Consider the following 14,781-nt stretch of genomic DNA (forward strand, 5'->3'; position numbering starts at 1 on the left):
GCCCGGATGGACACCCTTCGGCGACAGGGCAAATGCCAGGATTGGCCGCGGCCGCCGGCCCGAGCCGCCGGCCCTGGCCCCGGTCCTCGACGAGGCGGGCAAGCCCATCGTCGGGAGTTGCTCCGCTAGCCGGCCCGTCCGCACCGAACCGCCGGCTGCGGGATCGGTCGCCCGCAGATCCGCCTCGCAGGCCCCGTTCTTGGAAGCCTTGCCGCCGTCGCGAACCGGCTCGGCATGGAACACGACCTGGAGCGGCCCCGGCGCGTTGCGCGCCTTCAGTCGAATGATCTGAACGCCATAGCCAAACCGGCAGGGCGGCGGCGCATAGAGCACGCCCTCAGGCTCGCCCCCCGACCGGCAGATTTCGAGCGCACCACCGGCCGTCGGATAGCAGGCCGGCGCCGTGGGCTCCGGCTCGGCCCGAAGCGGGCTTGACCAGGCGAGCGCGAACGCCGCCAGGGCGGCACGGCGCCGGGAGCGGCTTTGCGGGAGGGCGAAAATCGGAGGCTGCACAAGGACTTGGTAGCGCGCTCTCTGCGTGCGCGAAAGCGGCGGCAGGGCGCAGAGCATGATCGAAAGCAGCATGAGACCTTGGGCATAGTACCGAGGAGGCAGGGCGGCGCTTTCGTGCCGGACGGATCGAACCCGCGGCGGCACTCGGCGGTTAGGTGGTCTCCGGCCCGCGAGCCTCGGCACCGTTCCCTGGACGCATCCCGAACGCATCGGACCCGCATCCGGCTCCCTCGGTTCGCGTGGCCGATCCCGGTTTTTCCCTCACCGCATCAGGAGTTTCCATGGATCTCGCCGTCGACACCGTCACCGAAATCGTCCTGCGACTGCGGGCGGTCGAGGTGAAGGAAGGCCCGACAGATCCGGATTCCGGCTCGAATCCGATCGATGACGGCGCCACCGACGTCCTCACCTCCGGCACCGAGGACGCCACGGAGACCGAGGTCCGCGGCATGATCCGCGGCCTCGACGACGACCGGCGCGCAGAACTCCTGGCGCTGCTCTACATCGGCCGTGGCGACATGGACGCGCAGGACTGGGACGGCGCCGTGGCTTTCGCCCGCGAGCGCGAGGCGGCCGGCGACGGCGCCGTCAAGGAACTCCTGCGCACGCCCGATGCCGGCAACCTGCTGGAGGAGGGCCTCGACGCCCTCGGGATCGCTCCGGGCCTCCCCGAGGCCTGACCGAACCGGGTGAGGGCGTCGGCCGGACCGATCCTACTCCTTCACCCGGCGGCACTCGGTCTTGAGGTAGGAAGTCTTGCCGATCTCGTCGCGCAGGTCGGTGCGGGCGATGATCTCCTGCCAGCCGCTGGTGCAGCCGAGTTCGTTCGCGACCCTGACCTTGCGCACCTCGCTGGCCTTGTCGTCGGTACAGGCATCCTGGGGGATGCCGTTCGCGCAGACGAGGACGACGGCGATGAAGGCGTTCATGAGCGGTTCTCCACGGGGCCAGCATTCCACGCACGGGACGATGCGGACCAACCGATACGCAACGTCATAGCCCGATGTTCCTGAACGCCGGGAGGGGCGTTACCCCAACATCGAGGCAACGGTGTCGCCGACGAGCAGGGCACGGGCCTCCGCCGCATCGACATGCATGCGCGCGACGAGAGCCCCGGCGCTCGCGAAGCGCTCTTCGCCGCGGATGAAATCCACGAACTCCACCGCGATCTCCCGCTCGTAGAGATCGCCTGAAAAATCAAATAGATACGTTTCCAGCAGCGGCGCTCCGTCATCGAAGGTCGGGCGCCGGCCGTAGCTCGCGACGCCATCGTGCAGCGTGCCGTCGGGCAGGCGCACTCGCACCGCGTAGATGCCGTGCGCGAGGCCGCAGGAGTCGAGAGCGAGGTTCGCGGTCGGAAACCCGAGTTCGCGTCCGCGCTTTTCGCCGTGGCGGACCGTGCCGAGCACGAACCAGCGATAGCCCAACAGCGCGTTCGCCGCAGCGACCGCGCCGGCTCCGAGGGCGGCGCGGATCGCACTCGACGAGATCGGAGGCTGCCCGGGCTCGGGAGAGACCGGAGACACGATCCGGCAGGCCAAGCCCGCGGCCGCGCAGAGATCGGCCAGGATGGCCGGCGTTCCTGTGCGGCCGCGTCCGAAGTGGAAATCGTGGCCGATGACGACGCCCGAAAGGCCGAGCGTCTTCAGAAGGAGGCCGTGGACGAAATCCGCGGGGCTCGTGCCGGCGAGCTCCGCGTCGAAACGACGCTCGATCAGGCCGTCGAGGCCAAGGCGCGCGAACACGATCTCCTTGGCGGCCGGCCCGGTGAGGCGGAACATCGGCTGGTCGGGCGCGAAATAGGCGCGTGGATGCGGCTCGAAGGTCAGCGCCGCGGCGGGACGTCGCGGCACGAAGCGGCGGGCTTCCTCGCGCACCGCGTCGATCAACGCCCGGTGGCCACGATGGACGCCATCGAAATTGCCCAGAGCGACCACCGCCCCGGCGAGCTCCGGCGGCAGCGGCTCGACGTCGCGCGAGATAGTGAAGCGTGCCGACCGATCCGGGAGGCCGGCCGCTTCGGCAGGATCGTTCGGGTCCCCCGTGGCGCCGAGCCTTGGGATGGTCTCCTCGCCAGACGACATCGGGTCCTGCGCGTTGCGATTCCGGCGCCGTCCCTGTCGAAAAGCGGAGGACGGGTCAAGCGAGCCGGTATGACCTCACGACGAGAACGGGGCCGCCAAGCGCACCACGACGCCGTGCCGTTCGTCCTCGATCACGTGGGCGACATCTTGAACGATCCAGCGCGTGGGCACCCCCCCGTCGAAATCGATGATGACGCTTTCGCCGATACGGGGAAGTGGATCACCGAGTTCATAGGACAGCGCGCGACGCTTGGGCGGGACGTTTCTGTGCTCGCTTCGACTCGTGGTGACATAGACGATCTCGATCTCGGCCACAGGTCGTTCCCACGGCACTTCCGCGCCGGACTTCGATTGTCGTGGGAAACGTATGAGGCACCTTCCCCCTGTCGCGGAAGGATCGTCGCAGGGTTCTCCACGGATCGCCTCGGGTGTGACTACCGAGGCGGATGCGGCGTCATCGAGCCCTCTCCGAACAGATAGGAGCCGGCCACGGCACCCATTCCATCGCATCCTCCGTGACCGATGCCTCCGGTTAACCGCTTTGCAACGCCATCCGCATAATCTCATGCCAATCACGGGGCCGCATGACGGAACCGGCCCCGCCTCCCGGAGCAGTCCTTCCATGGCCCTCGACCTCGGCATGCCGATCCTCGTCGTCGACGACTATCAGACGATGGTCCGCATCATCCGCAACCTCCTGAAGCAACTCGGTTTCGAGGACGTCGACGACGCTTCGGACGGTACGGCGGCCCTCGGACGGCTGAAGACCCGAAAGTATGGGCTCGTCATCTCCGATTGGAACATGGAGCCGATGACCGGCTACGAACTGCTGCGCCATGTCCGCGCCGACGAGGGCCTGCGCACGACGCCGTTCATCATGGTGACGGCCGAGTCCAAGACCGAGAACGTGATCGCCGCCAAGAAGGCCGGCGTGAACAACTACATCGTCAAGCCGTTCAACGCAGCGACTCTCAAGAGCAAGATCGAAGCGGTCTGCGGCGCCTGATCGCCCTCAAGTCCCGCGCCCCTCGTTCGTGAAGGGCGTCGGGGGATCGCAGCGATACGGCCAAGCTGCCTTGATCACGCCCAGTGGAGCGCGAATATTGCTCCGATCGCACCTCGAAAGGGCGATGGAGTCGTAACGGCTCAAGGGGCTGACCATGATGAACGTCGAGTCGACGCCGGCTGCGTCCGGCGACGTCCTCGCGCATGCGAGCGCGCAGGGACGCCTTCAACATTCCATCGCAACGACGCTGCTGGTGATCGCTGCCGCCCGTGCCGAGCGAGAGGCTCCGCCGATCCATGCGGCACGCCAGCATCTCGCTGCGGTCTACGGCGCCACCCGCCTGCGTCGACGCCTCGAACGCGAAACCGTGACCGGCTGAAGAGCGGGCGGATACCCCCGGCCATCGCGGCCGAGGGCGTGTCGTAACTTCAGGAGGCCAACGGTCCGGTGGGCTGCGCACCCGCCGCGTTCTGTGCTTCCTCGGATTTCTGGCGGTAGAGACCGACGAAGTCGATCGGATCGATGTAGAGGGGCGGGAAGCCACCGTTGCGCACTGCATCGGCGACGATCTGGCGAGCGAACGGGAACAGCAGCCGCGGGCACTCGATCATCACGGCCGGATGGATCTGGTCCTGCGGGATGTTGCGCATCCGGAAGACGCCGGCATATTTCAGCTCGAAAGCGAACAGGACGTCGTTCTTGACCTTCGCGTCGCCTTCGAGCGTCAGCACGACCTCGAAATCCTGTTCGGCGAGCTGCTGCGCGCTGACGTTGACCTGAATGTTGATCTGCGGTCCGCCATCCTGCTGCTGCGGCGAGCGCGGGGCGAGCGGATTCTCGAAGGAAAGGTCCTTGGCGTACTGCGCGAGGGCGTTGATCGCCGGTGCGACATCTTCGGTCTGCGGCGCGCCGCCGTTCGGTGCCGAAGTATCGGCCATGACGTATCTCCTTCCTGGACGTTTCCGGGCATCGACGCCCGCGCTCTCTCGCCGACCGGTTTTTGATCCGGCCGTCGGGGCGCGAGCGCCGCTACCATGCCCGTAGAACACGAACAAGCGAAAGCCCGGCGTGCCTTTCTCGGATTCCAGGTCTGCGAACAGCCGGAAATCCGGCCTCGGGGCGCTCCGACGCATCACGCCAATCGAGCCTGTGCCCACTCGCCGTCTGGAACCGCTCGCGACGTCGCCCCATATCCGGCTATCATCGCGAGCGCGCCCCACCGCGCCTGTCCGCGTTCTGGCGGCTCGATCCTTACGTGGGGCTCGGCTAAAGGGCGCAGGACGGGGCGGATCGCAACGCCTCGCGGCCAGAGCACGTTCGTGTCTGTCAAGTTCGTGCGGCGACCACGACCCGGATCGGTGATGCAGGATTCTTTCGACGTTACGACGATCATTTTTCTGGCCCTCGCCGTCTTCGTGATCTGGCGGCTGCGCTCGGTACTCGGCCAGAAGACGGGTGCCGAGCGCTCGCCGTTCCGCCCGGTGGAGCGGAACAGGACCGAGCCGCCGACCGGACGGACGGACGGACGCTCCGACGGTGACAACGTCGTCCGTCTGCCTGGTGCCGACCGCGGACAGGCCGCCGCGGCGGCCGTTGCGCCGGTGCGCGACTGGCGTGGGATCGCGGAGCCGGGTTCGCCGGTCGCAAGCGGGCTCGAGCAGGTGTTGCAGCTGGAACCGGGGTTCGATCCGCGCGCCTTCGTCGAGGGCTCCAAGAAGGCCTACGAGGCCATCGTCCTCGCCTTCAACAAGGGCGACCGCAAGACGCTGCGGACCCTCTTGTCGCGCGAAGTCGCCGAAGGTTTCGAGCGGGCGATCACCGAGCGCGAGCAGCGCAAGGAGACGGCCGAGACCACCTTCGTGTCGATCGACAAGGCCGAAATCGTCGCCGTCGACGTGAAGAACCGTGTCGCGCAGGTCACCGTGCGGTTCCTGTCGAACCTCATCACCGCGACCCGCGATGCCGAGGGCAAGGTCGTCGACGGCAGCGCGGAGGCCGTGGTCGAGGTGCCCGACGTCTGGACCTTCGCCCGCACCATGGGCAGCCGCGATCCGAACTGGCAGCTCGTCGCCACGGAAGCCGGCAGCTGATCGGCCGAGCGAACCATGTCCGCCCCATGGCACACGGCCTCTACCGCTTTCGGGGCGGCGGCTCTCCTCGCGAGCTACGGTGCCGTCGCGGCTGAGCCTCTGCGACTCGGCGATGCCGTCCTCGAACCCGTCGAACTCGCCAGCCTGCTTGGCTTCTCAGCCGACGATCACGCCGCTGGGCTCGACGCCTTTCGCCTGAGCTGCGGCGCACCGCTCGCCCCGTTGAGCCAGCTGGCGAGCGTGCGCGGATCGACGGCCGATCTGGCGGCGGCCTGCACCAAGGCACGCGACGTCCCCCGCGAGGCCGCGCGAAAATTCTTCGAGACCGCCTTCACCGCCTACCGTGTCACGCGGCCGTCGCGCGCCATCGAAGCCGAGCGGCGAGCCGGCTTTCTCACCGGCTATTTCGAACCGGAACTCAGCGCCTCGCTGGTGCCCGGCCCCGGTTTCACAGCCGCGGCCCTGGCACGGCCCGACGACCTCGTGACCTTCGAACCCGGCCAAACCCCGTCCGGCCTCGACCCGTCGCTCCGCTCGGCCCGGCGGACGGCCTCCGGCTTCGAGCCCTATCCCGATCGCGCCGCGATCGAGGACGGCGCGCTCGGCGACCGGGCCAAGCCTCTGCTCTGGCTGCGCGATCCGGTCGACCTGTTCGTGCTGCAGGTGCAGGGATCGGGACGCGTGAGGCTGCCCGACGGCCGCATTCTGAGAGTGCGTTACGATGGCAAGAACGGCCGTCCCTACAGCTCCGTGGTCAAGACGATCGTGACCGAGGGCCACCTGCCGCTGGAAGGCCTGACTTTCGCCCGCTGGGCCGGATGGCTGCGCGCCCATCCGGTCGAGGCGCGCAGGCTGATGCGCACGAACGCGGCCTACGTCTTCTTCAAGGTCGAGGAGGCGGCGGATGTCGCGCTCGGCCCGCCCGGGGCGGCCGGAATCCCCTTGACACCGGGCCGCAGCCTCGCCGTCGACTCGACGCTGTGGCGCTACGGCCTGCCGTTCTGGCTCGACGGGCGGCTTTCGCCGGAGAGCGAGACGCCGGGCCGGCTCGTCGTCGCGCAGGATACGGGTTCCGCGATCGTCGGCCCCGCCCGCGGCGATCTCTATCTCGGGACGGGCGATGCCGCAGGCGCGGCCGCCGGCAACCTGCGCCATGCGATCGGCTTCGTCGTCCTGCTTCCGAAGCCGGCGGCAGCGCCGGTTTCGGCGGATGCCCGCTGAGGCGCCGCGATGAGACCGCCGCGACGCCTGCGCATCCTCTCGGGCGAGGAGGCTCGTCTCTGGGGCGAGATCGCCAAGCTGATCACGCCCCTGCGCGGTCGGGCGAAGCCGAAGCCCGAGCCGAGCGAGGCGAAGTCGTCCAAGCCCGCACCGCCGTCCAAGCCCGCGTTGCCGTCCAAGTCATCGTTGCTGTCCAAGCCCGAGACCCGCCGCCCTGCCGTCGTCGCCACGCCGAAAGCCGCCGAGACGCCGCGACCGATCCCGCCCGCGGCCAAGCCGGCGTCGAAGCCGGTCGCGCAGCGTCCGGTCAAGCTCGCCGATCTGACGCCGACCCCGGCGGCGGCGCAGCCGCGCCCGTTCAAGTTGACGACCGCACCGAAGCCGCCGGGACTGGAGCGCCGCGAGCGTATGGGCCTGCGCCGTGGGTCGCTCGCCATCGACGCCCGCATCGACCTGCACGGTCTCTACCAGGCGGACGCGCACGCTGCGCTCATCGGCTTTCTGATGCGCGCGCGCGCGGCCGGCCATGCCCGCGTCCTCGTCGTCACCGGCAAGGGGGGCGGCACGAGCTCCGAGTCGGCGTTTTCGGAGCGCGGCGTGCTTCGGCGCAGCGTGCCGCACTGGCTGCGCGGCGGAGAACTCGGCCATTTCGTCCTCGGTTTCGAGGAGGCGGCGCGTCACCACGGCGGAGCCGGCGCGCTCTACGTACGCCTGCGCCGCCGCTGATCAGATCTCGCAAGATCGCAGGCACTTGAGCCGGATCACGAAACGCGGTAACGACACATGCTCTTCGATCGAAGCTGCATCGCATCCAGGGACACCCGAGGTCCCGTTCACGGCGTTGCAGGGGCCGATCGCTTCTGGCGATGATGAACTCGACCCGCGGCGCTCGTTGCGCGCCCGGCTCGATACGCTTCCGACCTCACCGTCCCCTTCCCGCACTCCGTCGGCTCGAAATCCTCACATGACGTCACAGAACGACGCTCCGACCCCTGTCGACGAAGCCGTCGTCGAGGGGCCGCTCGCGGCTTCCGATCTCGATGCCGTGCGCGAGGTCAAGCTCCAGGACCTTAAGTCGAAGACGCCGACCGAGCTCATCACCTTCGCCGAGGAGGTCGAGGTCGAGAACGCCTCGACCATGCGCAAGCAGGAGCTGATGTTCGCGATCCTGAAGCAGCTCGCTGCCAAGGAGGTCGAGATCATCGGCTCGGGTACCGTCGAAGTGCTGCAGGACGGCTTCGGCTTCCTGCGCTCGTCGGACTCGAACTACCTGCCCGGCCCGGACGACATCTACATCTCGCCCCTGCAGATCCGCCGCTTCGGCCTGCGCACCGGCGACACCGTCGACGGTCCGATCCGCGGCCCGAAGGACGGCGAGCGCTACTTCGCGCTGCTCAAGGTCAACACGATCAACTTCGAGAACCCGGAGAAGATCAAGCACAAGGTCCATTTCGACAACCTGACGCCGCTGTTCCCGACGCAGCGTTTCAAGCTCGAACTCGATGCCCCGCCGAAGAAAGACTTCAGCCCGCGCATTATCGATATCGTCGCGCCGATCGGTAAGGGCCAGCGCGCGCTGATCGTGGCGCCGCCGCGCACCGGCAAGACCGTGCTGATGCAGAACATCGCGCAGTCGATCACCATCAACCACCCCGAATGCTACCTCATCGTGCTGCTCATCGACGAGCGTCCGGAAGAGGTCACCGACATGATCCGCTCGGTGAAGGGCGAGGTCATCGCCTCGACCTTCGACGAGCCGGCCACCCGCCACGTGCAAGTCGCGGAGATGGTGATCGAGAAGGCCAAGCGCCTGGTCGAGCACGGCCGGGACGTGGTGATCCTGCTGGATTCGATCACCCGCCTGGGACGCGCCTACAACACCGTCGTCCCGTCGTCCGGCAAGGTGCTGACCGGCGGTGTCGACGCCAACGCGCTGCAGCGCCCCAAGCGCTTCTTCGGCGCCGCGCGCAACATCGAGGAGGGCGGCTCGCTCTCGATCATCGCAACCGCGCTGATCGACACCGGGTCGCGCATGGACGAGGTGATCTTCGAGGAGTTCAAGGGCACCGGCAACTCGGAAATCATTCTCGACCGCAAGGTCTCGGACAAGCGCATCTTCCCCGCGATCGACATCACCCGCTCGGGTACCCGCAAGGAAGAGCTGCTGGTTCCGGCCGACGCGCTCAAGAAGACTTACGTGCTGCGCCGCATCCTGAACCCGATGGGCGTCACCGACGCGATCGAGTTCCTCATGGACAAACTGCGCCAGACCAAGAGCAACGGCGACTTCTTCGACTCGATGAATACCTGAACATCGATCTCGCCTCTCGTTACAGGAGGCGAGAGTTCCAACGATGGCGGATTCGGCCGATCACGACAGCCTCACGCTCTTTGCGTCCGCGAGCGGCTTCGGCCGCGCGGCCGTCTCGGTGATCCGCATCAGCGGGCCGGCCTGTCTCGACGTCCTGAAGGCGATCTCGCCCCCTCTGCCCATCCCGCGCCGTCTCTCCCTGCGCACGATCCGCGATCCAAATTCCAGGGACATCATCGACCGGGGACTGGTCGGCTGGTTTCCCGGCCCGAACAGCTTCACCGGCGAGGACATGGCCGAGCTCCATCTGCATGGCGGGCTCGCCGTGCGGACGGCCATGCTGCGGACACTTGCGCGAATTCCGGGCTGCCAGGCTGCCGGTCCAGGCGACTTCACACGCCGTGCTGCGCTGAACGGCCGCCTCGACCTCACGCAGGCCGAAGGCATCGCCGACCTGATCGATGCCGAGACCGAAGCCCAACGCCGGCAGGCCCTGCGCCAGCTCGACGGAGCACTCGGACGGCAGGTCGGCGCCTGGCGCGAGACGGCGATCGACCTCCTGGCCCGCACGGAAGCCGCGCTCGACTTCTCGGACGAAAGTGATGTCGACGACGAAGGCCTTGATGCCGTGCTGGCGAGAGACGCCGGGGCACTCTCGAAACAGATCCAGGCGGTGCTCGGTGACGGCCGGCGCGGCGAGCGGCTACGGGAAGGCTTCTTCGTCGTCCTGGCCGGCCCGCCGAATGCCGGCAAATCGACGCTGCTCAATGCCCTCGCAGGCCGCGAGGCGGCCATCGTGTCGAGCCTGCCCGGCACGACCCGTGATGCGATCGAAGTGCGCTGCGATCTCGGCGGTCTGCCAGTGGTACTGGTCGACACCGCAGGCCTGCGCGAGACCGAAGATCCCGTAGAGCTAGAGGGCATACGCCGCACCCGGCGCCACATGGAGGACGCGGACCTCGTCCTCCATCTCTCGCCCGCAGACGGACCCGGTCGAGAAGCCGCACAACGACCCCACAGCCTTGCCGTGCGGACCAAGGTCGATCTCGTCGCCAGCTCACGCCTCGACGATGGCCTAGGTGTCTGCGCACTCAGCGGTTCGGGGCTCGATGCACTGCTCGAAGCGATCCAGGCTGCGGCCGAAGCCTCTCTCGGAGGTGGCGAAGCGCTCGTCACGCGCGAGCGCCACCGCAGCGCCCTTACCCGCGCCTGCGGCCATCTCGACTGCGTCGCAGGCGGTATGGTGCTCGCGCCCGAACTCATGGCGGAAGACCTTCGGCTCGCGGTGCGTGCGCTCGGCGAGGTGGCTGGCCATGTCGGCGTCGAAGAGATGCTCGACCGGTTGTTCGCCGGTTTCTGCATCGGCAAGTGAGCGGCCGGCCACGCCTTCGCTCAGTCGGCGGATGAAAGAGCGGCCTCCGAGCGTTTCTCTCAGTGTCGTCGGGCTTCACGCCTTTCTACGCGGTCCGCGGGCGACAGGCAGGCCGGCGGATCCCGGCGATCGGGCCGGCCTGCCGATCGTCTTGCGGGAGCGGCTTCGAGACGGACGTTTCGAGGGCATCAGCCGCGGTGAGCGGCGCGTATAGTCGCGCTGGTTCGACGGCTCCCGGTGTCGGCGGAACGCCCCTCCGTAGGCAAGCGTGCGGTTCGATTTCCGCGATTCGCACTGGCTGGCGAGCCAATTCGGCTTGGCTCTGCTGGATTCCGTCGTTCTGGGCGGATGCCGCTGTCACACTCCAGCATGTTCGTGACGAGCGCACGCCCCTTTCTCAATCCACCCGCCACATCGTCCCGGCGGACTGCGTCGCGCCGCCTCATAGAGAAGCACGTGAACGATCGGCCGTAGTTAAAATCGGCAATGCGACCGAATTGCTAAGGCGGGGCGAAGCCGGACTTGACGCTGCCTCGACCGTTGCGAAGCAGGGCCTTCACGCGGAAGGCGGGCCTGTGGGCTCGACATCGCCCCTGCGCTGGAGCTGAAGCGCGACGAACCAGCAAAGCGCCGCCCAGGCCGCTCCGACGCACCATCCAGCCAGCACGTCGCTCGGCCAATGCACGCCGAGATAGACTCGGCTGATGCCGACCGAGATCGTCATGGCGACACCCAAAGCGAGCACCAGGATGCTGACCCGGCGACTTCGCTCGATGCGGGCGAGCAACGTGGCGAGCGTCAGGAAGGCGATGGCCGACATCATGGCGTGGCCGCTCGGAAAACTCGCCGTGAACACCTCCATGCCGTGCGGCACGAGGTCCGGCCGCGGCCGGTGGTAGAATAGTTTGAGCACGGTCGAGACGCCCTCGCCGCCACCGACGGCGGCGAGGACGAACAGGGCGATGCGGCGGCGCTGCGTCAGCATCAGATACGTGCAGACGCTCGCCGTGATGAAGACGATGGTCACCACGCTGCCCCAGCCGGTGATGTCGCGCATGGTCTCTTCGAGCCAGGGCGGCCCGATGGGGTCGGAGAGGTCGGCAGGGTTGCGCAGCGCCAGCAGGAGCTTGCGGTCGAGCGCTTCCGTCGAGCCCTCGCCGACCTCGTGCGCCAGCGCGAAGAAGCCGTAGCCGAGCAGACTCAGCACGAGCAGCGACACGAGCGGCCCGACCTCGTTGAGGTGGAATTTTCGCCAGACGCGGCTGGCGCCGCCGGCGATGGGCACGCCCGTGCGGCGGGCAATCTCAGGGATTCTCATCGGAGGCCGGCTTAACCTCATCGGCTGCCGCCGAACAGCAGCGCGGCCCTGGGCTCCCAAGGGCCGCCGAGATAGCGCCAAAGCAGCAGGCCCGGCGCAGTGAACCGGAACGGTGCGAAATCCCGCGTCAGATCCGCCTGCAGGACGCGCGCCGTTTCGGGTGCGACCTTGTTCTGGACAGTGACATGCGGGCGCCAGCCCTGCCGGTCCTGCGGCGTCAACCAGGTTTCGAAAGCCGAGGCGAGGCGCGCGCGAAAATCCGACAGGTCTGCCGAGTCGAGCGCGAAGGCGACGCCGCGCCCCGTGAATCGCAGTCCGGTCACCGACACCTCCGGCGCCTCCGTCTTACGCGCCAGGGCGTCGATCGTCTCGGTGACGACGGTTTCCTCTTCGCCGGGCAGCGCGTGAAACAGCGTTGCATGCGCCGGGATATGGTTGAGGGCCTCGGGAAAATGGCGTCGGCGCAGGGTCTCGAAGCGCGAGAAGGCGCTCTCCTCCATCTGGAGGGTCAGGATCAGGGGTCGTGCAGACTCGGACATGCCTCGTCGAAATGGCGGGCAGGCGGCGAGGTTCCATCCTGGGTCGGAAGCGCCCGCGCTGTTCACCCAGGCCCTCCCCGTCTAGACCCGCCCGATGCAGGTCCCCGATCCCTCGAAAACCGTCCATGTCGGCCGGGACGGCTGGCTGTTCCTGGTCGGCGGCAGCAATGCCGTGTTGAGCCAGTACCACCGGCTCTCCTGGTACTGGCTGCGCCTGCGGGCCTGGGCGTGGCTGATCAGGCAGCGTACCGCCCGCGCGCAGGCGCTCGGCATCCGCTGTGTCCACATGGTCGTGCCCGAAAAGCTCTCGGTCTACGACGACCGCACCGACGGCCTGCGCTATGATCCGGCCCGTTCTCCAGCCCGCCGCCTCGGCCGGCGGCTGGCAGGCCTGTCCGGCTATGTCGACCTCGTCGCGCCCATGCGGGCCGCCCGCGGCGAGGCGCAGCTCTACCGCCGCACGGATTCCCACTGGACCTATGACGGCTGCTACATCGCCTACCGCGCCCTGATGCGGGCCTGCGGCGCGATACCGCCGCCCGATATCGGCGACCGCCTGCGCTTCACCCACGAAGGCGTCTGGGACCTCGGCGAGAAGCTGCCCGAGCGCCCGCGCGAAACAGTGACCAACTGGGTGATCGACCGCGACGCGAAACGCGTCTGGGCGAGCCCGCTCGTCGAGGCCTACGAGGCCGCCGGCCGGGCCGGCGACCTGCATACCGGCGCCCACGTCGTCTACCGCAACATCTCGCCCCACGCCGACCCGCGCACGCTGGTGCTGTTCGGCGATTCCTGCGCGCATTACACCCGGATCCTCCTCACCGGGTTCCTGGCCGAGAGTTTCGCGGAAATGCACTTCATCTGGTCGTCGAGCATCGACTGGGCCTATGTCGCGCGCGTCCGGCCCGACATTCTTGTGGTCGAGATGGCAGAGCGGTTTCTGGCTCGGCTGCCGGCGGACGATTTCGACGTCGGCGCGTGCGGTCCCGCGTCCGCGTAGACCGGTGCGAGCCGGAGGCGAAGCAATGGCCGTGGAGACGCTTCGGGAAGCACGAGCGGTCGAAGCGGGCTGTCGAACCTGTCCGCCGGCATCGGGTATGAACGGCCCAACCGTGGAACGCGAACCCGGCATAGCGACGGCGCGACATTCGAGAAGCCGGCCATTCACGGGGCCTCTACGTTCCGGTTGAGCGCATAGACCGGAAGCGGGGCGCCGATCGCCCCGCGTGCCCGTTTCGGTGTCGGAGCGATCGACGGCGACGGCAGCATCCCTCGGGAACCAGGGTGGGCGCACAGACTCATCCGACGGCGAGCCAAGATGCGCGGCGGGAAAGCGAGCCTGTCAGGATTTCGGCGCCGCCCGCCACAGCCGGGTCCGGCTTCGCTCCGGCCCCGTCGCCTCCCGCCCGAGTCCGTAGTGCTCGGCGAGGCGGCCCAGCGCGATGCGGGCGACCACCTTGGCCGAGCGAGCAGGCCAACGTCGCTCGGACTCGATCCGCTCCAGGCCTTTCAGGAAGCCGCAGAGGTCGATCAGGAGCCCCGAGAGGTCATTGCCCACGGCCTCCAGCGCACGATCGACGCGGCTCTTGGCAGCGATACGCCGGTCCGAGGCGGAAGCCGGATCGCGCGGGCCGCCGCCGTCGACCTTCGGCCTAGCCCAGTCGGGGCCGGTGCGTGGCAGCATCGCCGCGAGGGTGAGATCGCGCCGAAGCCGCTCGCCGGCTTCGTACGCGGCGGCGTCGATCAGCGGGGCGCCGTCTCGACCGCGACGCCGTGCCATCCAAGCGAGAGGGCTCTCGGAGGCGTCGCGGAGCACGGGTCCATCACCGCTCGTATCGACCACCAGATCGAGATGCTGTGCGAGACAGGCAATCTCAGCGGGCCAATCTTTTCGCCGCAGCCGCGCTCGCCCCGCATCGCTCAACACGAGCCGCTGCTGCCGGCCTCCCTCACGCTCTGCGAGGCCTGCCCGCTCCAGCACTTGCCCGGAGGCTGCAGCGAAGCGGCCGCCCCCGAGAGAGATGCCGACTCCACCGCCTCGCAGGATCAGCATCTCCGGCTCGATCGGGTCGGCGAGCGCGTAGGCTCCCGCTTCGGCAAGTTGGCCCAGCAACCGCTCGGCCTCACGCCCGAGCCGGGCCGCGACCGGCACCGATCGCAAACGAGAGGCAGCAGATGAGCGATGTCGTGTTTTGTTCATGTTTTGTTCCAACGCCTACTGGGCTCGCCCGAGCGAGCGCCATGGCAGTGTTAGAAGAAAAATATCCTAATGCAAGACTTGACCACCTCCCCCTGAGAGCGGTCGCCGGGGAGCGTCACGCTCCCGG

General features: G+C 68.2%; 16 protein-coding genes and 1 pseudogene. 9 read left to right on the forward strand and 8 right to left on the reverse strand.

Annotated features, from left to right (window positions below):
* Window positions 1-570 (reverse strand): annotated as a pseudogene (locus tag FV217_RS05615) (hypothetical protein); the annotation flags it as partial.
* 224 nt (window positions 571-794) lie between these two features.
* On the opposite strand from FV217_RS05615, the gene FV217_RS05620 reads away from it, so the two are divergent.
* Window positions 795-1,193: a DUF3775 domain-containing protein gene (locus FV217_RS05620; protein ID WP_147815158.1), complete on the forward strand. Its 399-nt coding sequence runs from the start codon at window positions 795-797 to the stop codon at window positions 1,191-1,193.
* Between the two features lie 33 nt (window positions 1,194-1,226).
* On the opposite strand, the gene FV217_RS05625 is transcribed toward FV217_RS05620, so the two are convergent.
* The 3 genes from FV217_RS05625 to FV217_RS05635 all read right to left on the reverse strand — a co-directional run bounded on the left by FV217_RS05625 (window position 1,227) and on the right by FV217_RS05635 (window position 2,912).
* A complete protein-coding gene (locus tag FV217_RS05625; RefSeq protein WP_147815160.1) occupies window positions 1,227-1,442 on the reverse strand; it encodes a hypothetical protein in 216 nt (71 codons plus the stop codon).
* A 99-nt stretch (window positions 1,443-1,541) separates the two neighbouring features.
* The gene (locus FV217_RS05630; RefSeq protein ID WP_147815162.1) at window positions 1,542-2,597 is read right to left on the reverse strand and encodes a bifunctional riboflavin kinase/FAD synthetase; all 1,056 of its coding nucleotides are present in this window, start codon (window positions 2,595-2,597) and stop codon (window positions 1,542-1,544) included.
* A 75-nt stretch (window positions 2,598-2,672) separates the two neighbouring features.
* Window positions 2,673-2,912, reverse strand: coding sequence for a hypothetical protein (locus tag FV217_RS05635; protein WP_147815164.1), 240 nt, complete (start codon window positions 2,910-2,912; stop codon window positions 2,673-2,675).
* 307 nt (window positions 2,913-3,219) lie between these two features.
* On the opposite strand from FV217_RS05635, the gene FV217_RS05640 reads away from it, so the two are divergent.
* On the forward strand, window positions 3,220-3,603 hold the full coding sequence (locus FV217_RS05640) for a response regulator (protein ID WP_147044648.1): 384 nt from the start codon (window positions 3,220-3,222) through the stop codon (window positions 3,601-3,603).
* 154 nt (window positions 3,604-3,757) lie between these two features.
* The gene (locus tag FV217_RS05645; RefSeq protein ID WP_147815166.1) at window positions 3,758-3,982 is read left to right on the forward strand and encodes a hypothetical protein; all 225 of its coding nucleotides are present in this window, start codon (window positions 3,758-3,760) and stop codon (window positions 3,980-3,982) included.
* A gap of 49 nt (window positions 3,983-4,031) precedes the next feature.
* Here FV217_RS05645 and secB read toward each other — a convergent pair whose 3' ends face one another.
* A complete protein-coding gene (gene secB, locus FV217_RS05650; RefSeq protein ID WP_147815168.1) occupies window positions 4,032-4,541 on the reverse strand; it encodes a protein-export chaperone SecB in 510 nt (169 codons plus the stop codon).
* Between the two features lie 423 nt (window positions 4,542-4,964).
* Here secB and FV217_RS05655 point away from each other — a divergent pair, with 423 nt between their 5' ends.
* The 5 genes from FV217_RS05655 (at window position 4,965) to mnmE (ending at window position 10,597) form a co-directional block, all read left to right on the forward strand.
* A complete protein-coding gene (locus FV217_RS05655) occupies window positions 4,965-5,693 on the forward strand; it encodes a Tim44/TimA family putative adaptor protein (protein ID WP_147815170.1) in 729 nt (242 codons plus the stop codon).
* Window positions 5,694-5,708: 15 nt separating this feature from the next.
* Window positions 5,709-6,914: a murein transglycosylase A gene (locus tag FV217_RS05660; protein WP_147815172.1), complete on the forward strand. Its 1,206-nt coding sequence runs from the start codon at window positions 5,709-5,711 to the stop codon at window positions 6,912-6,914.
* Between the two features lie 9 nt (window positions 6,915-6,923).
* The gene (locus FV217_RS05665; protein WP_147815174.1) at window positions 6,924-7,640 is read left to right on the forward strand and encodes a Smr/MutS family protein; all 717 of its coding nucleotides are present in this window, start codon (window positions 6,924-6,926) and stop codon (window positions 7,638-7,640) included.
* 238 nt (window positions 7,641-7,878) lie between these two features.
* Window positions 7,879-9,225 carry a transcription termination factor Rho gene (rho, locus tag FV217_RS05670; RefSeq protein ID WP_147815176.1) on the forward strand — a complete coding sequence of 449 codons (1,347 nt, stop codon included), beginning with the start codon at window positions 7,879-7,881 and terminating at the stop codon, window positions 9,223-9,225.
* A gap of 43 nt (window positions 9,226-9,268) precedes the next feature.
* The gene (gene mnmE / locus FV217_RS05675) at window positions 9,269-10,597 is read left to right on the forward strand and encodes a tRNA uridine-5-carboxymethylaminomethyl(34) synthesis GTPase MnmE (protein ID WP_147815178.1); all 1,329 of its coding nucleotides are present in this window, start codon (window positions 9,269-9,271) and stop codon (window positions 10,595-10,597) included.
* 556 nt (window positions 10,598-11,153) lie between these two features.
* On the opposite strand, the gene FV217_RS05680 is transcribed toward mnmE, so the two are convergent.
* Window positions 11,154-11,915, reverse strand: a complete 762-nt coding sequence (locus FV217_RS05680; protein WP_147815180.1) for a phosphatase PAP2 family protein — start codon at window positions 11,913-11,915, stop codon at window positions 11,154-11,156.
* Between the two features lie 17 nt (window positions 11,916-11,932).
* Window positions 11,933-12,454, reverse strand: coding sequence for a 2'-5' RNA ligase family protein (locus FV217_RS05685; protein ID WP_147815182.1), 522 nt, complete (start codon window positions 12,452-12,454; stop codon window positions 11,933-11,935).
* A 94-nt stretch (window positions 12,455-12,548) separates the two neighbouring features.
* On the opposite strand from FV217_RS05685, the gene FV217_RS05690 reads away from it, so the two are divergent.
* Window positions 12,549-13,454, forward strand: coding sequence for a hypothetical protein (locus tag FV217_RS05690; RefSeq protein ID WP_147815184.1), 906 nt, complete (start codon window positions 12,549-12,551; stop codon window positions 13,452-13,454).
* A 342-nt stretch (window positions 13,455-13,796) separates the two neighbouring features.
* On the opposite strand, the gene FV217_RS05695 is transcribed toward FV217_RS05690, so the two are convergent.
* Complete coding sequence (locus FV217_RS05695; RefSeq protein ID WP_147815186.1) at window positions 13,797-14,606, reverse strand: DUF6456 domain-containing protein; 810 nt, start codon at window positions 14,604-14,606, stop codon at window positions 13,797-13,799.
* Window positions 14,607-14,781 lie beyond the last annotated feature (175 nt).

This window comes from Methylobacterium sp. WL9 (assembly GCF_008040035.1).
Classification (GTDB): domain Bacteria; phylum Pseudomonadota; class Alphaproteobacteria; order Rhizobiales; family Beijerinckiaceae; genus Methylobacterium; species Methylobacterium thuringiense.